Source organism: Kribbella solani (assembly GCF_014205295.1).
Lineage (GTDB): Bacteria > Actinomycetota > Actinomycetes > Propionibacteriales > Kribbellaceae > Kribbella > Kribbella solani.
In genome coordinates this window covers 5,602,501-5,620,997 of the sequence record NZ_JACHNF010000001.1, presented here as the reverse complement: position 1 = coordinate 5,620,997, position 18,497 = coordinate 5,602,501, and the positions used below count along the sequence as shown (strand labels likewise).

Below are 18,497 nucleotides of genomic sequence, written 5' to 3'. Positions count from 1 at the left end.
CTCAGTTGTATGCGAATGATGCGAGCCTTGTCGCCGCTGACCGCGGCGCTCCTCGCCGTACCACTGGCGGGGCTGTTGCCGTCCGGCGCCGCACAGGCCGCGCCGGACCCGAACCTGACGATCACTCAGGTCACGCTGGACCGCACCTCGGTGGCGGTGTCCGGTCTGAACACCTATCCGATCAATGTCACCGTGAAGGGCGGCTACCGCTCCAGCGAGCCCGGTGACCAGGGCCTGGTGCTGAACGTCGTCCTCGACCGCACCGGCGGAACCGGATCCCGGAACGACATCGTGTCCGCGGACCTGAAGCGGACCGAGGGCACCCTCGCGAACGGTACCTGGACCGGCCGGCTGAACGTCGCGTCGACCGCGAACGGGACCTTCAAGGTCGTCGGCGTGATGACCGGCCCGTACGGTGCGCCGAACCCGGGTACGCCGGTCGACCCGACGCCGTACTCCGGCCAGACGATCACCGTGAAGGGTACGAACCTGCCGCGGATCAGCGCGTCCGTGAATCCGCGCGTGGTGCCGTTCGGCAAGCCGTACACGATCACGTGGGCAGTGACGAACACGGCCACCGGCAAGCCGTACGGGAGCCGGATCCCGATCGGACTCGGGGTCGATGTGCCCTGCGCCGAAGGTGGCAGCCCGATGTACCGAACCGGTACGAACGGCGTGATCACCAAGGCGTACACGGCGAACGACGCCGGCGCCCTGAACTGCGCGCACATCATGGCGGACCCGTACTACATCGTCGGCCAGTGGCTGTTCCCGGCAAGACCGACTGCCGTAGCGGCCGCGCCGACGAAGACCAGTGCGCCGGTCGGAACAGTTGTCCCGGTCAACGGTTCGGTCGCGTACATGACCGGCGCTTGCCCGGTGCAGTTGCAGCGGCTGTACGGGCGTACTGCCTGGCGCACCGTCAGCAACGGCAAGGTCAGGCAGTCCGGGCGGTTCACCGTGAACGCACAGCCTTCGTACAAAGGCGTTATTACGTATCGGGTGTACGTGCCCGCGTGTCAGCCGTTCGTCGCAGGTGTCAGCAAGAGCTTCTCCATCCGAGGGACGTGAAGATGAGACGAGTGCTGTCCGCGCTGCTCGCCGTACCGATGCTGGGACTCGCGCTGACGCCACTGTCGGCGTACGCCGATCCTGATCCGGATCTGCACATCACGTCCGTCACGCTGAACAAGACCAGTGTCGCCGTGAGTGGGCTGAACACCGCGCCGGTCACCGTGACAGTGAAGGGTTCGTTCGCCGTGGAGCCCAACACCTCGGTGAACGTGTACCTCGAGCGGACCGGTGGCAGCGGGCAGGAGCGGTCGCTGATCTCCACCAACCTGCCTCGATTGGCGAACGGTACGTGGAGCGGCGTGCTGAACGTGCCGTCGACGGCGAACGGTACGTTCAAGGTGACCGGTGTGATGACCGGTCCGTTCCTCCCGGGCAGTGGCAGCATGACCACGCCGACGCCGTACGCCGGTCCGTCGCTCGCGATCAAGGGCACGCACCAGCCGAAGATCACCGCCTCGGTGACGCCGAAGTTCGTGCCGTACAACAAGCCGTACACGATCAGATGGGCGGTCACGGACGCGCAGACCGGCAAGCCGTACGGCAGTCGGGTGCGGGTGGTGCTCGGGATCGACAACACCTGCGCCGAGTACTTCGGTCCGGGATACACAAACCTCACTGACACGAACGGCGTGGTGGCCAAGGCGTACGCGGCTGCCGACGCCAAGGCGGTCAACTGCCTGCTGCTGCCCGGCAACCCGGCGTCGGTGGGTGGCCTTGGGCTGGTCGTGCTGCGGCCGTACATCAAGCCGACGGTGACAGCGGTGCCGGCGCGGACCAGCGCGCCGATCGGAACGGTCGTACCGGTCAACGGCGCGGTCCACACCGTACGGACCGGGTGCGCGGTCAACCTGCAGCGGCTGTACGGCGCCTCGGCGTGGCGCAACGTCAGTACGGGCGCGGTCCGGTCATCCGGTCGCTACACCGTCAACGCGCAGCCGGCGTACAAGGGCTCCATCCCGTACCGGGTGTACGTACCGGCCTGTGCCTCGATCGCGGCGGCGAGCAAGACCTTCTACATCCGCGGAACCTGAGGTCCTTGGGGCGGGTGGGTTAGGCTTACTTAGGTAGACCTAACTTTTCCGCCCGAGAGGACCGTGGTCGCGTGACCAGCCCCGCACCCCGCCGTAACCGCGTCTGCAAGCGCGCCGTCGTTCGCAGCACCGAGCGGATCACCCCGCACATGATCCGGGTGGTGCTTCACTCCGACGACTACGCCGACAACGGTTTCAGCGATCACTACGTGAAGCTGCTGTTCTGCAAGGACGGCGTCGAGTACCCGGAGCCGCTGGACCTGGGCGTGGTCCGGGAGACGTATCCGGCGGAGCAGTGGCCGACCATGCGGACGTACACGGTCCGTAGCTGGGACGAGGCCGCGCGCGAGCTGACGATCGACTTCGTGCACCACGGCGACGAGGGAGTCGCCGGGCCGTGGGCGGCCGCGGCGCAGCCTGGCGACGTGCTGTGGTTCAACGGACCGGGTGGCGCGTACACGCCGTCCGCCGCGGCGGACTGGCATCTGCTGGTCGGCGACGAGAGCGCGCTGCCGGCCATTGGTTCGGCTGTCGAGCAACTGCCGCCGGGCGCGCGGGCGACCGTACTGCTCGAGGTCGAGGACGAGACCGAGGAGCAGAAGTTCGGGGACGTCGACGTGCGGTGGTTCCACCGGTCGGCCGCGTCCGGTGCCCGTGGTGATGCTCTGGTCGCCGCGGTCGAGGCGCTGGACTTCGCGGCCGGGACGCCGCACATCTTCGTGCACGGTGAGGCCGGGTTCGTCTTCCGGATCCGCAAGAACCTGTTCCAGGAGCGCGGTCTGTCCCGCGACCAGGTGTCCCTGTCCGGGTACTGGCGCCTCGGCAAGAACGAGGACGGCTGGCAGGCCGAGAAGGCCGACACCGCCCGCCGCGAACGCGAGACCACCGCGTCCTGACAGCCGGCCTGGTTAGGCGCTGGGCTGACGGCGGTTGAGTACGTCGATCAGCGTGCCGGCCTGGTTGGTGGGCAGGACCCAGTCCTGTCCTTTGGCCTGCAGGATCACCGCTGGGCCCGCGCTGGCGACAGCGTGGGTCACCGCGATCGGGAACTTCAGCCGCTCCGCCCCGGACAGCGAGAACTCGTAGGTGCCGGTGACCTCGCCCAGCGAGTAGGTCTGGAACTGGTGCTCGGACCGCGGCACCGGATGCGCCTGGATGGTCACGTTGTCCGCTCCGACCAGCACGGCCGCCAGCGGAATCCCCCGCAGCCGGAACACCAGCTCGTACGGCGTCTCGGCAAGCTCCGGAACGAACGGGACCAGCAGCGTACGGTCCGCGAGCCGCGCCAACGCCAGGCCGACCACAATGCCGACGATGAGCCCCGGCAACGCCAGCACGGCCGGCCACCACACGCCGACCGCCAGCGGGAACAGCGTGACCATCAGCCCTGCCGCACCACCGAACAGCCCAGCCACTCCGGTCCACCACCGAGGCTGGTACCGATGCCGCCGCAGCAGCACCACGCCAACGACCAGCATCGCCAGCGGCACAACACATCCAACCCACGCCGCCACTGGCCCAGCCGCCGCGATCAATGCGACCGCTACCAGCAACACCACCGGAATTCCGGCGTAGATAGCAGCCACGACCCGCTGCACCCGCCGATGCCTGCTCTCCATGGGAAGACCCAAGCACATGTCGCCCGAGCGACCTACGGCACCTCAGCCTCGTTCAGGCGATTGCGTGCCGCGCCCGCGGGACGTCTTCGGCTTGTCGGTACCGGCACCGGTGCTTGACTGCGGGTTCGCGTTCCGGCCGGCGACCTCACCCGGATCGAGCCCGGCGGCCTGACGAGCCTTCTGCAGCTCCGGTGACAGCATGGTCCGAGCCGGCCCGTCCGGACGCTCCTTGGCGAGAACCTCGAAGACCGGCTGCATCATCTCCGGCACCGGCTCGTACTGACCTATGTCCGGGCCGGACAGCATCGAGCGCTGATTCCACACCTTGTCCGGGATTCTGGTGTAGTCGAGCTCGTACGGCGACAGCTCCGAGACGTGCTGCATGAAGAGCTTGGTCGCTCGCCCGTTGCCTTCCCGGTACGGATGCGCCTGGTTCACGTAGGCGAACACCTTGGCGGCCTGCTGGGCGAATTGTTCCTGGTCCATCGAGGCCCAGTCGGCGGAGGAGATCGCCTCGGCGGCGTCGGTCAGGTAGCGATCGATCAGATTGGGTGGCGCGAAACCGCCCGGAACGCCCTTGAACACCGTCACGTCCGGGCGGGGCTGACCGGCCCACTCGTAGACATCCTGGAACAGGTGCTGGTGGATCGCGTGCAGGTGCTGCGCGTCGTACGTCCTCGGGACGTCGGCTTCGCCGGACTCCAGCTGGCGTTGCCGATCCATCGCGGCCGCGTAGTCGAGGCCCTTGAGGACGTCCTTGTCGCGCTCGCCGAACTTGTTCCGCAGCGTCTCGGTGCCGGGGTAGAGGTACGGATCTTCTGCCATCCGGGCAGCTCAGTTCTGGCCGGCGGCGCGGCGGCGGGCCGCGTCGTGGGCGCGACGTAGGTACTCGTCCCTGTCAATCCGGCCGAGGGCGCTGTCGACGAGGTTCTCGACGTCCTCGCGGTTGGGCTCCCAGCCCTCGTGCCAGGCGCTCGCGAGCGACTGCAGGACGGCCCGCCGCTGCACCTCGTCCAGCTCAGCGAACAGCTCCGGCCACCGTTCCTCGGCCTTCAGTTCGTCCGCCACGGTCCCCCACCCTCTCCGACGTCAAGTCTCCTCAGCATACGAAAAGATGAGCGCACCCCAGCGGAACCGCTTACTGTGCCGAGGGTGATCGAGATCCCCGCGAAGCTGATCCGGAACCATCAGGAGAAGGGTGCCGAGTGGCTGGCGTCCCTGCCGGCGGCGGTGGAGCGGTACGTCCGCGAGTGGGAGCTGACCGTCGACGGCGCGCCGATCAGTGGCGAGGCCTCCTTGGTTCTGCCGGTCGTCCGCCGGGACGGTGCCGCCGCGATGCTGAAGATTCAGCCGGTCAACGACGAGAGCGAGGACGAGGCGCTCGCGCTCCGGACCTGGAACCACGACGACGTGGTCGGCGTACTCGAGGACGACCCGGAAACGTCGACGCTGCTGCTGGAACGGCTCCGTCCGCGTACGCTCGACGACCTGCCCGACCACGTCGAGGCGACCCGAATTCTGGCCGAGCTCCTGACTCACCTGAGCGCCGTGCCCGCACCACCGGGCGTACGCCGCCTCGCGGATATCGCCGCGCGACTGGTTGAGGACGCACCGCGTTGGCTCCCCCGGCTCACCGACCCGGCGGAGCAGCAGCTGGTACGCCGGTTCGCCGACCAGGTGCGCGAGGTACTCCCCGAATCCGGCGACCGCCTGCTGCACTGGGACCTGCACTACCTGAACGTGATGGCGGCCGACCGGCGGCCGTGGCTCGTGATCGACCCGAAGCCGCTGGCCGGCGACCCGGCGTTCGAGGTCTTCCCGGTGCTGTGGAACCGCTGGGACGACCTGGTCGCGACCGGCGACGTGGCGCAGGCGATCCGGGACCGGTTCGCGCTGATGCTCGACGTGACCGGGATCGACCGCGACCGCGCCCTCGCCTGGACCGCGGGCCGGATCCTGCAGAACGTGATCTGGTTCGCCGAGGACGGCGCGACCCGGCTGGAGGACGAGCTCGCGGCGGTCGCCGATGCCTTGTTCGCGTGAAGCCTGCTCGTGTGATTACATGATTACGTGACTACTCCGACGCTGTACGAGTGGGCCGGCGGCCACGATGCGCTTCGCCGGCTGACTGAGGTGTTCTACGACGCGGTGCTCGAGGACCCGATCCTGGCACCCGTGTTCGCGCACATGAGCGAGAACCATCGCGAACATGTCGCGATCTGGCTCGGCGAGGTCTTCCGCGGCCCGAGCCGGTACACGGACGAGCTCGGCGGTACCCGGCGATGCTGGCCCACCACCTGAACCTCGGGCTGACCGAGGAGCAGCGGGCCCGCTGGGCCGCCCTGATCGCCCAGAGCGCGGACCCGGCCGGTCTTCCGGACGATCCCGAGTTCCGCTCCGCGTTCGTCGCCTACGTCGAGTGGGGGACGCGGATCGCGCTGGCCAACTCCCAGCCCGGCGCGACCCCGCCGCCGAAGGCGCCGGTCCCGCATTGGGGCTGGGGCGAGGCGCCGCCCTACCAGCCGAGCTGACACCCCCGCCGAGGCGCCGGGGCCCTGCCCGTTGGGTACAGTCGCGGTCAGCTAGTGTCCACCGGCGGGGATGCGAGGGTTTACCTGTGACCGCTCAGCTCGAGTACCCCGACGTGCAGGACGCCGATGCGCTGTTGTCCGTCCAGGGCCTGTGGAAAGTGTTCGGCCCGAAGGCCCAGCGGGTCCCCCGGCGCCCGGACCTGGCCGCGCTGGACCGCGCCGACTTGCTCGCCCAGACCGGGTGTACGGCAGCCGTCCGCGACCTGAGTTTCGAGGTGGCGCCGGGTGAAGTGTTCGTCGTGATGGGCTTGTCCGGCTCGGGCAAGTCCACGCTGGTCCGCTGCCTGACCCGGCTGATCGAACCGACCGCGGGCAGTCTGCTGTTCGAGGGCGAGGATCTGCGCGCGGCCGACGAGAAGCGGCTGCGCGCGTTGCGCCGGAGCAAGTTCTCGATGGTCTTCCAGCATTTCGGTCTGCTCCCGCACCGGAAGGTGATCGACAACGTCTCGTACGGCCTGGAGATCCGCGGCGAGAGCAAGCCGGATCGCCGCCGCCGCGCCCAGGAGGTGATCGACCTCGTCGGCCTGGCCGGCAACGAGAACCTCTACCCGGAGCAACTGTCCGGCGGTATGCAGCAGCGGGTCGGCCTGGCCCGGGCGCTCGCCAACGACCCCGACGTACTGCTGTTCGACGAGCCGTTCTCCGCGCTGGACCCGCTGATCCGGCGCGAGATGCAGACCGAGGTGGTGCGGCTGCACCGCGAGGTCGGCAAGACGATGGTGTTCATCACCCACGACCTGTCCGAGGCGCTCAAGCTTGGCGACCGGATTCTGCTGATGCGCGACGGCGCCGCGGTGCAGCTCGGTACGGGCGACGAGCTGGTCGGTGCGCCGGCCGACGACTACGTCCGCGAGTTCGTTCGCGAAGTGCCACGCGCGGACGTACTCACCCTGCGCTGGATCGTCCGCGACCCGCGCCCGGGCGAGCCGCTGGACGGCCCGGAGCTCGATGCGGACGTGCTGGTCCGGGACGCGACCCGGCCGGTGCTGGAGGCGAGCCGCCCGGTCAAGGTGGTCGACGGTGGCACGCTGCTCGGGGTGATCGGCGACGAGGAGATCCTCGCCGTGGTCGCACCGCCGAACCACCAGCCGGCCTGATGGCCGCGATCACCAGCGACGCCGAGATCGAGGTCCGGCGGCCGCGGCGGAGCGTGGTGGCCGGCGTCCTGCTGGTCGTCTGGGTCGCCGCGTACTTCCTGCTCCGCGGTATCGACACGCTCGCCCTCGGCGGTCAGGACACCACCGCGCTGCACCGGTGGCTGACCGAGCACCGCGACGACGTCGGCCAGGGCAACGTGCTTTTCGACGCGATCCGGATCGCCGTCGGCAACTTCGTCGTGCTGCTTCAGGACCTGATCTCGCAGCCGTCGTTCGACCGTCCGGTACCGGTGATCGGCTGGCTCGGCGTCGTCGCGCTCGCGGCGTACGGCGCGTGGGCGTTCGGCAACTGGAAGGTCGCCGTCCTGACCGCGGCCGGCTTCGGGTTCATCGGGATGCAGGGGCTGTGGCAGGAGAGCATGGACACGCTCTCGCTGACCATCGCCGCGGTGCTGCTGTCGTTGCTGGTGGCGATCCCGCTGGGCATCTGGGCGGGGTTGTCCGACCGCGCGTTCAAGGTCGCGACGCTCGTCCTCGACCTGATGCAGACGTTGCCGACGTTCGTGTACCTGGCGCCGCTGACCCTGTTCTTCGCGATCGGTCCGGCCGCCGCGACGATCGCCACCCTGATCTACGCCGCGCCACCGGCCGTCCGGCTGACCGCGCACGCGATCCGCTCGGTCCCGCCGGCCAGCGTCGAGGCGGCCCGCTCGCTCGGATCGACCCACGGCCAGACGCTGACCAAGGTACTGCTGCCGATGTCGCGATCGACCGTTGTCGTCGGCATCAACCAGACCATCATGGCGGCGCTGTCGATGGTGACGGTGGCCGCGCTGATCGACGCGCCGGGCCTGGGCCAGACCGTACTGAAGGCGTTGCGGACGCTTGACGTCGGCGTCGCGTTCAACGCCGGCCTGGCCATCGTCGTGCTGGCGATCGTGCTCGACCGGGTCACCACCGCCGCGGGTGATCGCCCGTGGCGCACGGCGAACCTCCGGCGCCGGATCCTGCTCGGCGCGGGCGCGGTCGGCGTACTGGTCGCGATCTGGTTCTCCCGGACCTATGTCTGGGCTGCCGAGTTCCCAGCGGACGGCACACTCGGAGCCCGGATCGCCACTATCACGTCGAGCGTGACGAACTGGGTCCAGGACGTGTTCGGTGGATTCACCTACGGCCTGCGAGACGCCGTCACGAACGGACTGCTGAACCCGTTCGAGGCATTGCTGACCGGCTCGCCGTGGTGGCTCGTGACCGCGGTCGTGGTCGCGCTGGCCGCCGTGCTCGGTGGCTGGCGGGCGACCGTACCGGCGGTGGTCTGCACCGGGCTGCTGGTCGCTACCGGGTTGTGGGCGGACAGCATGGTGACGCTCGCGTCGACGCTGCTCGCTACCGTCGTGGTGGTCGCGGTCGGGATCGCGCTCGGGGTATGGGCCGGGCGGAACCACCGCGTCGACGTCTGGATTCGGCCGTTGCTGGATGCCGGGCAGACGATGCCACCGTTCGTGTACCTGGTGCCCTTCCTGGCCCTGTTCGGCAGCAGCCGGTTCACCGCGATCGCGGCCGCGGTGGTGTTCGCGGTCCCGGTCACCACCAAGATCGTTGCCGATGGCATCAAAGCGGTCCCGGTCGCGACCGTCGAGGCGGCGAACTCGGTCGGCTCCAGCAGCTGGCAGGTGATCAGCAAGGTGCAGTTGCCGGTGGCCCGGCGGGCGATCACGCTCGCGGTCAACCAGGGCCTGATCTATGTCCTCTCGATGGTGGTCTGCGGTGGACTGGTTGGCGCCGGCGCGCTCGGGTACGACGTGTCCGCGGGCTTCGTACAGAACGAGCTGTACGGCAAGGGACTGGCCGCGGGGCTGGCGATCGTGCTGCTCGGCGTGCTGCTCGACCGGGTGACGCAGGCAGCGGCTCGCCGGACCCAGAACTATCAAGGCTCCAATCGGAACAGAAGCAGGGGAGACAAGCGGTGAAGAGACTCCGGTACGCCGGTGTGCTGACGGCCGTCGCGCTCGCGGTGGCGGGTTGTGGTGGGCAGAAGATCGCCGACGACAAGCCGGCCGCCGCGGGCAAGGACTGCGGCACGTTCAACCTGACCGTCAGCCCGTGGGTCGGGTACGAGGCGAACGCGGCAGTGGTGTCGTACGTCGCGACCAAGGAACTCGGCTGCAAGGTGGTGAAGAAGAACCTGGCCGAACAGGTTGCCTGGCAGGGCTTCGCCACCGGTGAGGTGGACGTGAACCTGGAGAACTGGGGTCACGAGGATCTGAAGAAGAAGTACATCACCGAGGACAAGGTCGCGGTCGAGGCCGGTTCGACCGGCGTGGCCGGCGTGATCGGGTGGTACGTGCCGCCGTGGATGGCGGCGAAGTACCCGGACATCACCGACTGGAAGAACCTGAACAAGTACGCCGCGTTGTTCAAGACGTCGGAGTCCGGTGGCAAGGGGCAGTTGCTCGACGGCGACCCCTCGTACGTGACCAACGACGAGGCGCTGGTGAAGAACCTGGCGCTGAACTACAAGGTCGTGCAGAGCGGCAGTGAGACCGCGCTGATCCAGTCGTTCCGGGACGCGGAGAAGAACAAGCGGCCGCTGCTCGCGTACTTCTACGAGCCGCAGTGGTTCTTCAACGAGGTCAAGCTGGTGAAGATCAACCTGCCGAAGTGGACGCCCGGTTGTGACGCCGTGCCGGCGAAGGTGGCCTGCGACTACCCGCCGTACGACCTGGACAAGATCGTGTCGAAGAAGTTCGCCGACTCGGGCAGCCCGGCGTACGACCTGGTCAAGCGGTTCAAGTGGACGAACGAGGACCAGAACACGATCGCCCGGATGATCGCGGTGGACAAGCTGACGCCGGACCAGGCCGCCGAGAAGTGGGTGAAGGACAACCAGCCAAAGGTCAACACCTGGCTCGGCCGCTGACACGTTCAGCCCGGCGGGTGGCTCGGTCAGCGCCTGGCGCGGCCGCGGCCGACGCTCTCGGCTCGGTGGGTGGCTCGGTCGACGTCGAAGCGTTCGGCCGGCGGTAGCGGGACGCCGACCTGCTGCCGGAGCGCGGCCGCTTCGGCCAGCAGGTCCAAGGCGCGACCGGGGTCCTCGGTCGCGCCGGCCAGCCCTTCGAGCGCGAGGGCGATCGCCCGTTCGTCACCGGTCTGCCGCGCGACCTCGAGACCGCGCTGGTGCAGCCGGCGCGCGGTCGCGAGGTCGCCGCGCTGCTCGGCGACATAGCCGAGCTGGTTGGAGATGAACCCGATGCCGGGCATACCGCCGACCTGCTCCAGCCAGCCGAGCCACTTGGTGAAGTGCCGTTCGGCATCGTCCAGGCGGCCCTGCCGGCGCGCGGCCAGACCCAGCCCGACCTCCGCGTACTCCTCGGCGGACTTGTTCGACTGCTCGATCGCGAGCCGGCGGGCTTGTTCGTGCAGCTCGTCGGCGCGCGCGTAGTCGCCGGTCAGCAAGGCGATCCGGCCCAGCCCGGCAGTGCGGAACGAGACCTCTGTCCACAGCCCCAGATTCTCCGCGCGCACGATCGCCTCCTCCAGGTATCCGCCCGCGGTCGGGTAGTCCCCACTGATCTCAGCAGCGACGATCAGCGCGTACGTCGCCTGCAGCCGGCCCCAGTCGTCGTCCAACTCGTTGAAGAGCTCCAGACTGCGCCGGCTGTCGCGCCGCATCGCGTCCAGGTCGGCGTGCACGATGTTCAGCTGCGCGCGGGTACTGAGTGCCGCGGCCACTCCCCATTGGTCGTCGCGGTCCGTGAAGCTGGCGATAGCGCGGTCGATGCGGTCCATCAACACCACCGGATCGCCGTACGCCCAGCGGGTCATGGTCAGGAACCAGAGCGCGTCCGGGTCGTCGCCGATCTCCTCCAGTGCCCGGTCGCCCGCCGCGGCGACATCCGTTGCCTGGGCGTCGGTTGCGCTCATACCCGCCAGCCAGACAGCTGCCTTCGTACGGAGTGCCCGCTGCTGGTCCGGTAGCGCGAGCGCGGCTGCAAGAGCACGGCGCGCTTCGCCGTACCGACCACGGAGGTACCAGTACCAGGCGAGCGCGTTGACCAGCTCCAGCGACGGTGGGATGACCCGGAAGTTGGCGGCCTCCTGGTCGAGCCGGTGCAGCCAGACTCGCTGACCTGGTCCGTGCAGCTGGGCCTGCTGAGCGAGCTGCAGGTAGTACGTCGCGTGCTTGTCGCGAGTGATTGCCTCTTCGCCGGCTTCCGTCAGCCGCTCCAGGCTGTACGCCGCCACTGACTCCAGGAGACGGTACCGACCGGCTGTTGCCGCTACGAGTGACTTGTCCACCAGTGCGAGCAGGACGTGCTCCGGTAGCTCGCTCACCTTGGCCGCAGCCTCCAGCGAGAACGTACCGGCGTGGACCGCGAGTCTGCGGAGCATCTGACGCTCCTCGTCGTCCAGTAGCTCCCAGCTCCAGTCGATGGTCGCGCGCAGGGTCCGCTGGCGTTCCGGACCGGCCTTGCCGCCGGACAGCAGCCGGAAGCGGTCGTCCAGCCGTTCAGCCAGTCCTTGCACGCCCAGCGCGCGAACGCGGGTCGCTGCCAGTTCCAGCGCGAGCGGTATGCCGTCGAGGCGTTCGCAGATCGCTGCTACGTCGTCGGTGACACCGGATCGCGCCTGGAACAGTTCGACCGCCGCGGAACGCGTTAGCGGTGGTACGTCGAACACCTGCTCACCGGTCAGGCCTAGTGGCTCTCGGCTGGTCGCCAGTACGCGCATCCCGGGTGCTCTGGTGAGGATACGACCGACGAGGTCTGCCAGGTCCAGGTGCTCACAGTTGTCGAGGACCAGCAGGAGTTGTCTGGTGCAGATCGAATCCATCAGCCGGGTGAGGAGGTCGGTTGACTCGTCGCGGAGATCCAGTGTGGTGGCCAGCGCGTCCAGTACGTCGTCCTGGCGTAGTGGGGCGAGCTCCAGCAGGCGTACGTCGAGTGTGTGGTTGCGGCCGAGTTCCAGTGCCAGACGGGTCTTGCCGACCCCACCTGGACCAACCAGTGTGACTAGACGGTTCTGAGCGAGCTGTAGTTGTGCAGCGGCCAGTGCGTCCGCTCGGCCGATCAGGTCGTTGAGCGGAGTGGGCAGCGTCGTACTGCGCCGGAGCGCCGGGTCATGCCGGAGGATCGCCTGGTGCAGCTCAGCCAACTCCGGTCCGGGGTCCGCGCCGAGCTCGTCTGCAAGTGCGGTCCGCAGCTCCTCGTACGCCCGGAGCGCGTCGTGCTGGCGGCCGGCGATGTAGAGCGCTCGGAGATGTACGGCATGCAGTCGCTCGTCGAGCGGGCGCTGCTGGACTAGTGCGGTCGTTTCCTGGAGTACGTCATCGCCACGACCGGACAGGTCCTCCAACGCGGTCAGGTACAGGTTGTCCAACCGGTCCCGTTCGGCGCGGGCGAACTCGTGGTCGGGCACATCCGCGTACGCCGGGCCGCGCCACAACCCGAGTGCGTCGCGCAGCCTGCCAGTACGGACGTACTGCTCGAAGCTGTTGCTGTCGACAACACCACCAGCCAGCGTGTACCCGGCCGGGCCGTGCTGGACGAGCCTACGGGCGCCTGGCTCGGCGCGGTCCAGTGCAGTACGCAGCTGGGAGACGCGGGCCTGCAACGTACCGGTCGCGTTGCGTGGCGGCCGCGTACCCCACAGGTCATCGATGAGCCGATCCGCGCTGACCGGACGGCCCTGGTTCGCCAGTAGGTCGAGCAGCAGAGTGCGGACCTTTGTGTCGGGTACGGCGACCGCATCGCCGGCAGCCGTCCGTACGAGCAGCGGACCGAGCACCCCGAAGTACATACCCGTAGTAAACCCGTAGTGAGTTCTTCGAGCATCGGGTGCATGAGTTCACGTGAAGCAGTGACAGTGATCGGGCTCGGCGCGATGGGGTCGATGATGGCCAAGACGTTCGTGGCGGCGGGGCATCCGACCACGGTTTGGAACCGTACGCCGGGCAAGGCGGACGGATTGGGTGCGGTACCGGCAGCGACCGCGGCCGAGGCGGTGGCGGCCAGCCGGCTGGTGGTGATCAGTCAGATCGACTACACCGGGATGTTCGAGTCGCTGGCGGACGCGGACCTGAACGGGCGGGTCCTGGTCAACCTGAGCTCGGACACCCCGGAGCGGTTGCGCGAGGCGAGTCAGTGGGTGGACGAGCGTGGCGGCGTCCTCATCACCGGCGGGATCATGGTGCCGCCGCCCGGGATCGGTCAGCCGGGCTCGTACGTGTTCTACGCCGGACCGAAGCAGCCGCTGGCCGACCACCAGCCGGCGCTGGAAGCACTGGGCCGCGTCGACCACATGGGCGCCGACCCCGGGCTGGCAATGCTCTTCTACCAGGCCATGCTGAACATCTTCTGGACCACGCTGATCAGCTACTTCTACTCGTCCAGCCTGGTCGGCAGCGCGGAACAGCTCCGCCCGTACGTCGCGACCCTGCTCACCGACCTGGCCGGCGACGGCCCGATGGGCTTCCTCCAGACGAGCACCTCACTCGACACCGGCGATCACGCGGGCGGCGGCGACAGCAACCTGCACATGCAGGCCATCGGCGCCGAGCACGTCGTCCAAACCTTCACCAACGCAGGCCTCGACGCCGCCGTACCGGCCGCCATGGCGAACCTCTTCGCCCGAACCGACGCCGCCGGCTACGGCACCGCCGGCCTGACCGCCCTAGTAGAACTGATCCGCAAACCGAGCTAGCGCCGCGCCCTATCGCTCCCGGCCGGTTCGCGGGCTGGGCGCGGTCCGGCCACGCCTGCCGTACGGCTCGGGCGCGTTGGGGCTATCGGTTTCGAGCTCCACCCGGACGAACCGCGGGCGGTAGATGGAGGTGCCGCCCGCACGGAACAAAGCATCCAGATCCAGAGTGTTGACGTTGTAGCTGATCAGCAGCGAGTCGTCGCTACTCAGGTGCGGTTGGACGTGTGAGTTGTACGTGAAGACCTGCGGGTCCGTGCCGGTCTCCGGTGTCCGGTAAAGCTCGACCGGATTGGTGAACGGTCCCGTCGGTGTGGCCGCGGTGTAGCCGAGGATCCGAGGATTGAACGCCTCGCTGGTGTCGTGCGTGACCAGTAGATACCCGTCCTTCCACGGCGTCACGCTGTGCTCGTTCGCCACCCCACCCAGCACCCGCGCGGCCGCCGCCTCATCGTTCGACCAGTCGTCACCGGTCCAGTACTCCCATGGCTGAGCCAGGTCACCACCAGCAACCCGGGCAATGTGCAGGTACTTCGCCTCCCCGCTGTCCTCCACCCCGTACACGTAGGTGGACTCCTGCTCTTGCAGCACCCACGCGGACCACTGGACGTTCGCATCCGATGGCAGCGGGATGAGCTCCTTCAAGGCCAGGGTCTGGCTGTCGAAGCGCGCGAGGTTGTTGCTGACCCACTGCCAGTCCCACATCCCCTCGCCGGTGCGCTGGAACCTGAGTGCCATCACATCGAGGTTGTCACCGTTCAGCGTGCGCCCGCCCAGCCAGTACCAGCCGTCGGCCGGTGAAGGGATGAGCGGCGCCGGGTGCTCCTTGGTGCCGCCGGTGACTGTGTGGATCGACTCGTCCGGTGTCTGGACGACGAAGGAGTTGTTGATGAACGGCGTGGTCTCGGGACGGGAGCCGTCGGCGTTGACCGGGCCGACGAAGGTGTCGGAGAACGCCCAGACGACCCGGCCGTCCGGAAGCCGCTGGGCGTACGTGCTGTCGCCGCCGGTCCACCCTTGGCCACTGTCGCTGTACGCGTTGAACGCCGCCTCCGGCGCGGCGTGCGGGGTCGCGGCGACCCGCCAGGCCGCCGCGGCCTCGGCCCGGGCGGCGTGGTCCCGCTGACGGCCGGGTTCAGCGGGCCCGGATGGGACGTCGGAAGTGGTCGGCATGGCTCCTACGGTCACACATCACCGGGCCGCGGGCGGGCTGACGTGAGCTTGTTCGCGTGTTGGATCAGCTTCCACAGCGCTGGGCTGTGGCCGGGCCGCGTGTCAGCGTGCAGGTGCCGTCGGTGCAATCTCGTTTCAGGCGGCCGCGGGAGGTTGTCTCGATGAGGCCGATTACCCAGCAGGTTGGGCAACCACGGAAGGCGACGGCGCCGAGCAGAAGGAGCAGCAAGGCGGCCGGACCGACGAGTGGGAGTAGGGCGAAGGCGCTGATCAGGCTGCCGAAGCCGAGGGCGCCGCGGAACAGGTGGCGAGGTAGGGAGCTGCTGGCGAAGCTCATGAGGGTGCTCCAAGGGTCTCGCGGACGGAGGCGCGGGCGCGGTGCAGCCGGGACTTCATCGCGGGGACGCTGAGGCCGAGGGCTTTGGCGACCATCGGGCCGCTGTAGCCCTGGACGTCCCGGAGGACGAGGACGCTGCGCTGGTCCGGAGGCAGCTCGGCGATGGCCGCGGCGACGGCCCTCGCCTCCAGCTGCCGCAGCACCTCGTCCTCGGCGGAGGGCACGGTGGTCGCCGATCCAGCTGATCCAGCCAGTCCAGCTGATCCGGTCAGTCCAGCTGATCCGGTCAGTCCGGCCGATCCGGTCAGTCCGGCCGATCCGGTCAGTCCGGCCGATCCGGGAGTGGGTGGGGCGGCTGGGTGTTCGCGGAGCAGGAAACGGGTCCGGCGTAGGCACTCGTTCCGGACGATGCGGAACATCCAGGACGTCAGCGCGCTGGTCGCACGGAGCATGCCGATCTTCCGGTACAGGATGATCAGCGCTTCCTGCGCGGCGTCCTCGGCGTCCTCCGGCGTACTGCAGAGGGTCCGGGCGAACCGTCGTACGGTCGGGTGCGAGTCGGCGACCAGCGTGCTGAGGGCGTCCACGTCGCCGGATCGGGCGGCGCTGATCAGTTGCTCGTCGAGGTCAGCCACGGCTCCTCCGGCGCAGGACGACAACGCTGCAGGTGCCGAGCAGCAGCACCACGGCAACGGCGGCGATGGTCAGGGTAACGGTCATCAGGAGCTCCTTCGTCAGGGTCGAGTCAGGAGTAAGAGGCGGCGGACAGCCGGAAGGATTCCGGGCTGAAGTGGGCTTGAGCTTGGTCACATGGGCCGGGGGCAACTATCACGATGTGGATCGGCAACGCCGACGACACGCCGAAATCCGGTCCGGTCCGGGTAGATTCACTCCATGATCATCGTGACAGCTGCACTGAAGGGCGGGGTCGGGAAGACAACCACGTCGGTGTACTTGGCCGCGCTGGCATCGTCCAACCGTCGCACATCCACCCTGGTCGACGCGGATCCGCAGGGCAGCGCCGCGGACTGGATCGCCGACTCCGACGACGAGCACCTGAACCGGATCGAGATCGCGGAGGCGCCGACCGAGCGGCTGCTGACCAAGGCGCTGGACAAGGTTCCGCCGGAGGGCATCGGCATCGTGGACATGCCGCCGTCCCACGAGCGGCTGCTGAACAAGGCGCTCGAACGGGCCCGGATCGTGATCATCCCGACCCGCGTCGGCGGGGTCGAGACGCCGCGGGTGAAGGCGGTGATGGAGCTCGTACCCGATCACGTGCCGGCCGGCCTGGTGATCTGCTCGGCGCGTACGTACACCCGCTCGTACCAGGAGGCCATGCAGCACTACGCGGCCGAGAGCATTCCGGTCTGGGGCACTATCCCGGAGCGTGTCTCGATCACCGCCGGCCCGACCGGCCCACTGGCCACCGACGGCCTCGACTCGTACAAGAAGGTCTGGCGCAAGATCCTCGCCGCCGCCCGCACCTGACCGCCCGCACCTGACCACCACCCGCCCTGTCCCCGCTACCCCCCGGTGCATTTGAGAGGTTCACCTCTCAAATGCACCGTTCACCTCCGGCATGCGGGGTGTGAAGGGTGGCGGGGTCCAGTGGTCGAAGCAACGCCTGATGGAAGGTGTTGTGTATGCCGATGAGGTATCCGTACGGAGTGCGGGATGAGTTTTTCGCGCTGGTGGGTGGTGGGTGGTCGGTGCAGTCAGCGGCGTCGGCGGTCGGCGTGTCGTGGGATACGGGTTCGTTGTGGTGGCGAACATCGGGGCTTGTGGAGCCATCGTTGCGGCAGAACAGAGCTGGTGGGTTGCCGGGCAGCGTGCCAGCAGCAGTCCCGGGTGGGGTCGCGGGGACGCGAGCTCGGCGGCCGTTGACCAGTGAGGACCGGGCGGTGATCGCTGTGCTGTTACGGCAGGGGTTGTCGTATGCCGGGATCGGTGAGGCGATCGGGCGGGACAAGTCGGTGATCTGGCGTGAGGTGGCCCGCAATCGCGGCCGGGACGGGTCCTATTGGGCGCCGGTGGCTCACCGTGCCGCTCATGAGCGGCGGCGCCGGCCCAAGGAGTTCAAGCTGGCCGCCGATCCGGGGCTGTGCGCCCGGATCACCGGCTGGATGGACACCGGCTGGTCCCCGGGCCTGATCGCGGCAGTACTGCGCCGTGATCACCCCGGCGACAGCGCGCAGGAGAGGATGGCTCGTGTGTCGCACGAAACCATCTACCAAGCGCTGTATGTGCAGACCCGCGGCCAGCTGCGACAAGACCTGCACCGGCAGTTGAGCCTGCGCCGCACGGCCCGCAAACCCCGCGGCGGCGACCATCGCCAGGCCCGAAACCCGTACCGGGAAGCGTTCACGATCAGTCAACGCCCCGCCGAGGCCACCGACCGTGCCGTGCCCGGACATTGGGAAGGCGACCTGATCATCGGCACCGGCAACCGCTCCGCGGTCGGCACACTCGTCGAGCGCACCACCCGGTTCACCATCTTGCTGCACCTGCCCGGCCAGCACGACGCCGACACCGTGGCCGAGACCATGATCACCCAGATGCGCACCCTGCCCGACCACCTGCGCCGCTCCCTGACCTGGGACCGCGGACGCGAACTAGCCGCCTACCGGCGCATCCAGCTCGATCTGAACATGCCTGTCTACTTCTGCGACCCCCACTCCCCCTGGCAACGCGGCACCAACGAGAACACCAACCGGCTCCTGCGGTTCTGGCTCACCAAAGGCACAGACCTGTCCACCCACACCGCCGCCAGCCTCGACCAGATCGCCACCACCCTCAACCAACGACCCCGCCCTACACTCAACCTCAAAACCCCAGCCCAAGCACTGGCCGAACTACTCGTTGCTTAGACCACT

The 18,497-nt window shown here is 68.5% G+C and carries 19 protein-coding genes; 12 read left to right on the top strand and 7 right to left on the bottom strand.

Annotation, left to right across the window (positions count from 1 at the left end; all coding sequences use genetic code 11):
* Window positions 1-9 precede the first annotated feature (9 nt).
* From HDA44_RS25840 to HDA44_RS38680, 3 genes are all read left to right on the top strand, one after another.
* Window positions 10-1,071 carry a hypothetical protein gene (locus HDA44_RS25840; RefSeq protein WP_184838705.1) on the top strand — a complete coding sequence of 354 codons (1,062 nt, stop codon included), beginning with the start codon at window positions 10-12 and terminating at the stop codon, window positions 1,069-1,071.
* A 2-nt stretch (window positions 1,072-1,073) separates the two neighbouring features.
* Window positions 1,074-2,105, top strand: a complete 1,032-nt coding sequence (locus HDA44_RS25835; RefSeq protein WP_184838703.1) for a hypothetical protein — start codon at window positions 1,074-1,076, stop codon at window positions 2,103-2,105.
* A gap of 71 nt (window positions 2,106-2,176) precedes the next feature.
* A complete protein-coding gene (locus HDA44_RS38680) occupies window positions 2,177-3,001 on the top strand; it encodes a siderophore-interacting protein (RefSeq protein WP_184838701.1) in 825 nt (274 codons plus the stop codon).
* A 12-nt stretch (window positions 3,002-3,013) separates the two neighbouring features.
* Here HDA44_RS38680 and HDA44_RS25825 read toward each other — a convergent pair whose 3' ends face one another.
* The 3 genes from HDA44_RS25825 to HDA44_RS25815 are packed head-to-tail and all read right to left on the bottom strand — an operon-like array spanning window position 3,014 to window position 4,792.
* Window positions 3,014-3,724 carry a hypothetical protein gene (locus HDA44_RS25825; RefSeq protein ID WP_184838699.1) on the bottom strand — a complete coding sequence of 237 codons (711 nt, stop codon included), beginning with the start codon at window positions 3,722-3,724 and terminating at the stop codon, window positions 3,014-3,016.
* Between the two features lie 42 nt (window positions 3,725-3,766).
* Window positions 3,767-4,549 (bottom strand): Fic/DOC family protein, encoded by a 783-nt coding sequence (locus HDA44_RS25820; RefSeq protein ID WP_184838697.1) that lies wholly within the window; start codon window positions 4,547-4,549, stop codon window positions 3,767-3,769.
* Window positions 4,550-4,558: 9 nt separating this feature from the next.
* A complete protein-coding gene (locus HDA44_RS25815) occupies window positions 4,559-4,792 on the bottom strand; it encodes an antitoxin VbhA family protein (protein ID WP_184838695.1) in 234 nt (77 codons plus the stop codon).
* 36 nt (window positions 4,793-4,828) lie between these two features.
* On the opposite strand from HDA44_RS25815, the gene HDA44_RS25810 reads away from it, so the two are divergent.
* The 6 genes from HDA44_RS25810 to HDA44_RS36785 all read left to right on the top strand — a co-directional run bounded on the left by HDA44_RS25810 (window position 4,829) and on the right by HDA44_RS36785 (window position 10,332).
* Complete coding sequence (locus tag HDA44_RS25810; RefSeq protein ID WP_420488555.1) at window positions 4,829-5,767, top strand: aminoglycoside phosphotransferase family protein; 939 nt, start codon at window positions 4,829-4,831, stop codon at window positions 5,765-5,767.
* A gap of 27 nt (window positions 5,768-5,794) precedes the next feature.
* The gene (locus HDA44_RS37545; protein ID WP_337906416.1) at window positions 5,795-6,025 is read left to right on the top strand and encodes a globin domain-containing protein; all 231 of its coding nucleotides are present in this window, start codon (window positions 5,795-5,797) and stop codon (window positions 6,023-6,025) included.
* Window positions 6,007-6,255 carry a globin family protein gene (locus HDA44_RS37540; RefSeq protein ID WP_238352548.1) on the top strand — a complete coding sequence of 83 codons (249 nt, stop codon included), beginning with the start codon at window positions 6,007-6,009 and terminating at the stop codon, window positions 6,253-6,255. Before HDA44_RS37545 ends, HDA44_RS37540 begins: the two co-directional genes overlap by 19 nt.
* Before the next feature lie 86 nt (window positions 6,256-6,341).
* On the top strand, window positions 6,342-7,412 hold the full coding sequence (locus tag HDA44_RS25800; protein WP_184838691.1) for a betaine/proline/choline family ABC transporter ATP-binding protein: 1,071 nt from the start codon (window positions 6,342-6,344) through the stop codon (window positions 7,410-7,412).
* Window positions 7,412-9,382 (top strand): ABC transporter permease, encoded by a 1,971-nt coding sequence (locus HDA44_RS36790; RefSeq protein WP_202887563.1) that lies wholly within the window; start codon window positions 7,412-7,414, stop codon window positions 9,380-9,382. Before HDA44_RS25800 ends, HDA44_RS36790 begins: the two co-directional genes overlap by 1 nt.
* Complete coding sequence (locus HDA44_RS36785; RefSeq protein WP_337906415.1) at window positions 9,379-10,332, top strand: ABC transporter substrate-binding protein; 954 nt, start codon at window positions 9,379-9,381, stop codon at window positions 10,330-10,332. Before HDA44_RS36790 ends, HDA44_RS36785 begins: the two co-directional genes overlap by 4 nt.
* 26 nt (window positions 10,333-10,358) lie before the next feature.
* Here HDA44_RS36785 and HDA44_RS25790 read toward each other — a convergent pair whose 3' ends face one another.
* Window positions 10,359-13,211, bottom strand: a complete 2,853-nt coding sequence (locus tag HDA44_RS25790; RefSeq protein ID WP_184838687.1) for an AfsR/SARP family transcriptional regulator — start codon at window positions 13,209-13,211, stop codon at window positions 10,359-10,361.
* Between the two features lie 42 nt (window positions 13,212-13,253).
* On the opposite strand from HDA44_RS25790, the gene HDA44_RS25785 reads away from it, so the two are divergent.
* Complete coding sequence (locus HDA44_RS25785; protein WP_184838685.1) at window positions 13,254-14,114, top strand: NAD(P)-dependent oxidoreductase; 861 nt, start codon at window positions 13,254-13,256, stop codon at window positions 14,112-14,114.
* Between the two features lie 9 nt (window positions 14,115-14,123).
* On the opposite strand, the gene HDA44_RS25780 is transcribed toward HDA44_RS25785, so the two are convergent.
* From HDA44_RS25780 to HDA44_RS25770, 3 genes are all read right to left on the bottom strand, one after another.
* Entirely contained in the window at window positions 14,124-15,284 is a 1,161-nt protein-coding gene (locus HDA44_RS25780; protein WP_184838683.1) for a DUF4185 domain-containing protein, read from the bottom strand.
* Window positions 15,285-15,348: 64 nt separating this feature from the next.
* Window positions 15,349-15,621, bottom strand: coding sequence for a hypothetical protein (locus HDA44_RS25775; protein ID WP_184838681.1), 273 nt, complete (start codon window positions 15,619-15,621; stop codon window positions 15,349-15,351).
* Window positions 15,618-16,256 carry a sigma-70 family RNA polymerase sigma factor gene (locus HDA44_RS25770; protein WP_184838679.1) on the bottom strand — a complete coding sequence of 213 codons (639 nt, stop codon included), beginning with the start codon at window positions 16,254-16,256 and terminating at the stop codon, window positions 15,618-15,620. Before HDA44_RS25770 ends, HDA44_RS25775 begins: the two co-directional genes overlap by 4 nt.
* Before the next feature lie 259 nt (window positions 16,257-16,515).
* Here HDA44_RS25770 and HDA44_RS25765 point away from each other — a divergent pair, with 259 nt between their 5' ends.
* Window positions 16,516-17,112, top strand: a complete 597-nt coding sequence (locus tag HDA44_RS25765) for a ParA family protein (protein ID WP_184838677.1) — start codon at window positions 16,516-16,518, stop codon at window positions 17,110-17,112.
* 155 nt (window positions 17,113-17,267) lie between these two features.
* Window positions 17,268-18,491 (top strand): IS30 family transposase, encoded by a 1,224-nt coding sequence (locus HDA44_RS25760; protein WP_184830367.1) that lies wholly within the window; start codon window positions 17,268-17,270, stop codon window positions 18,489-18,491.
* Window positions 18,492-18,497 lie beyond the last annotated feature (6 nt).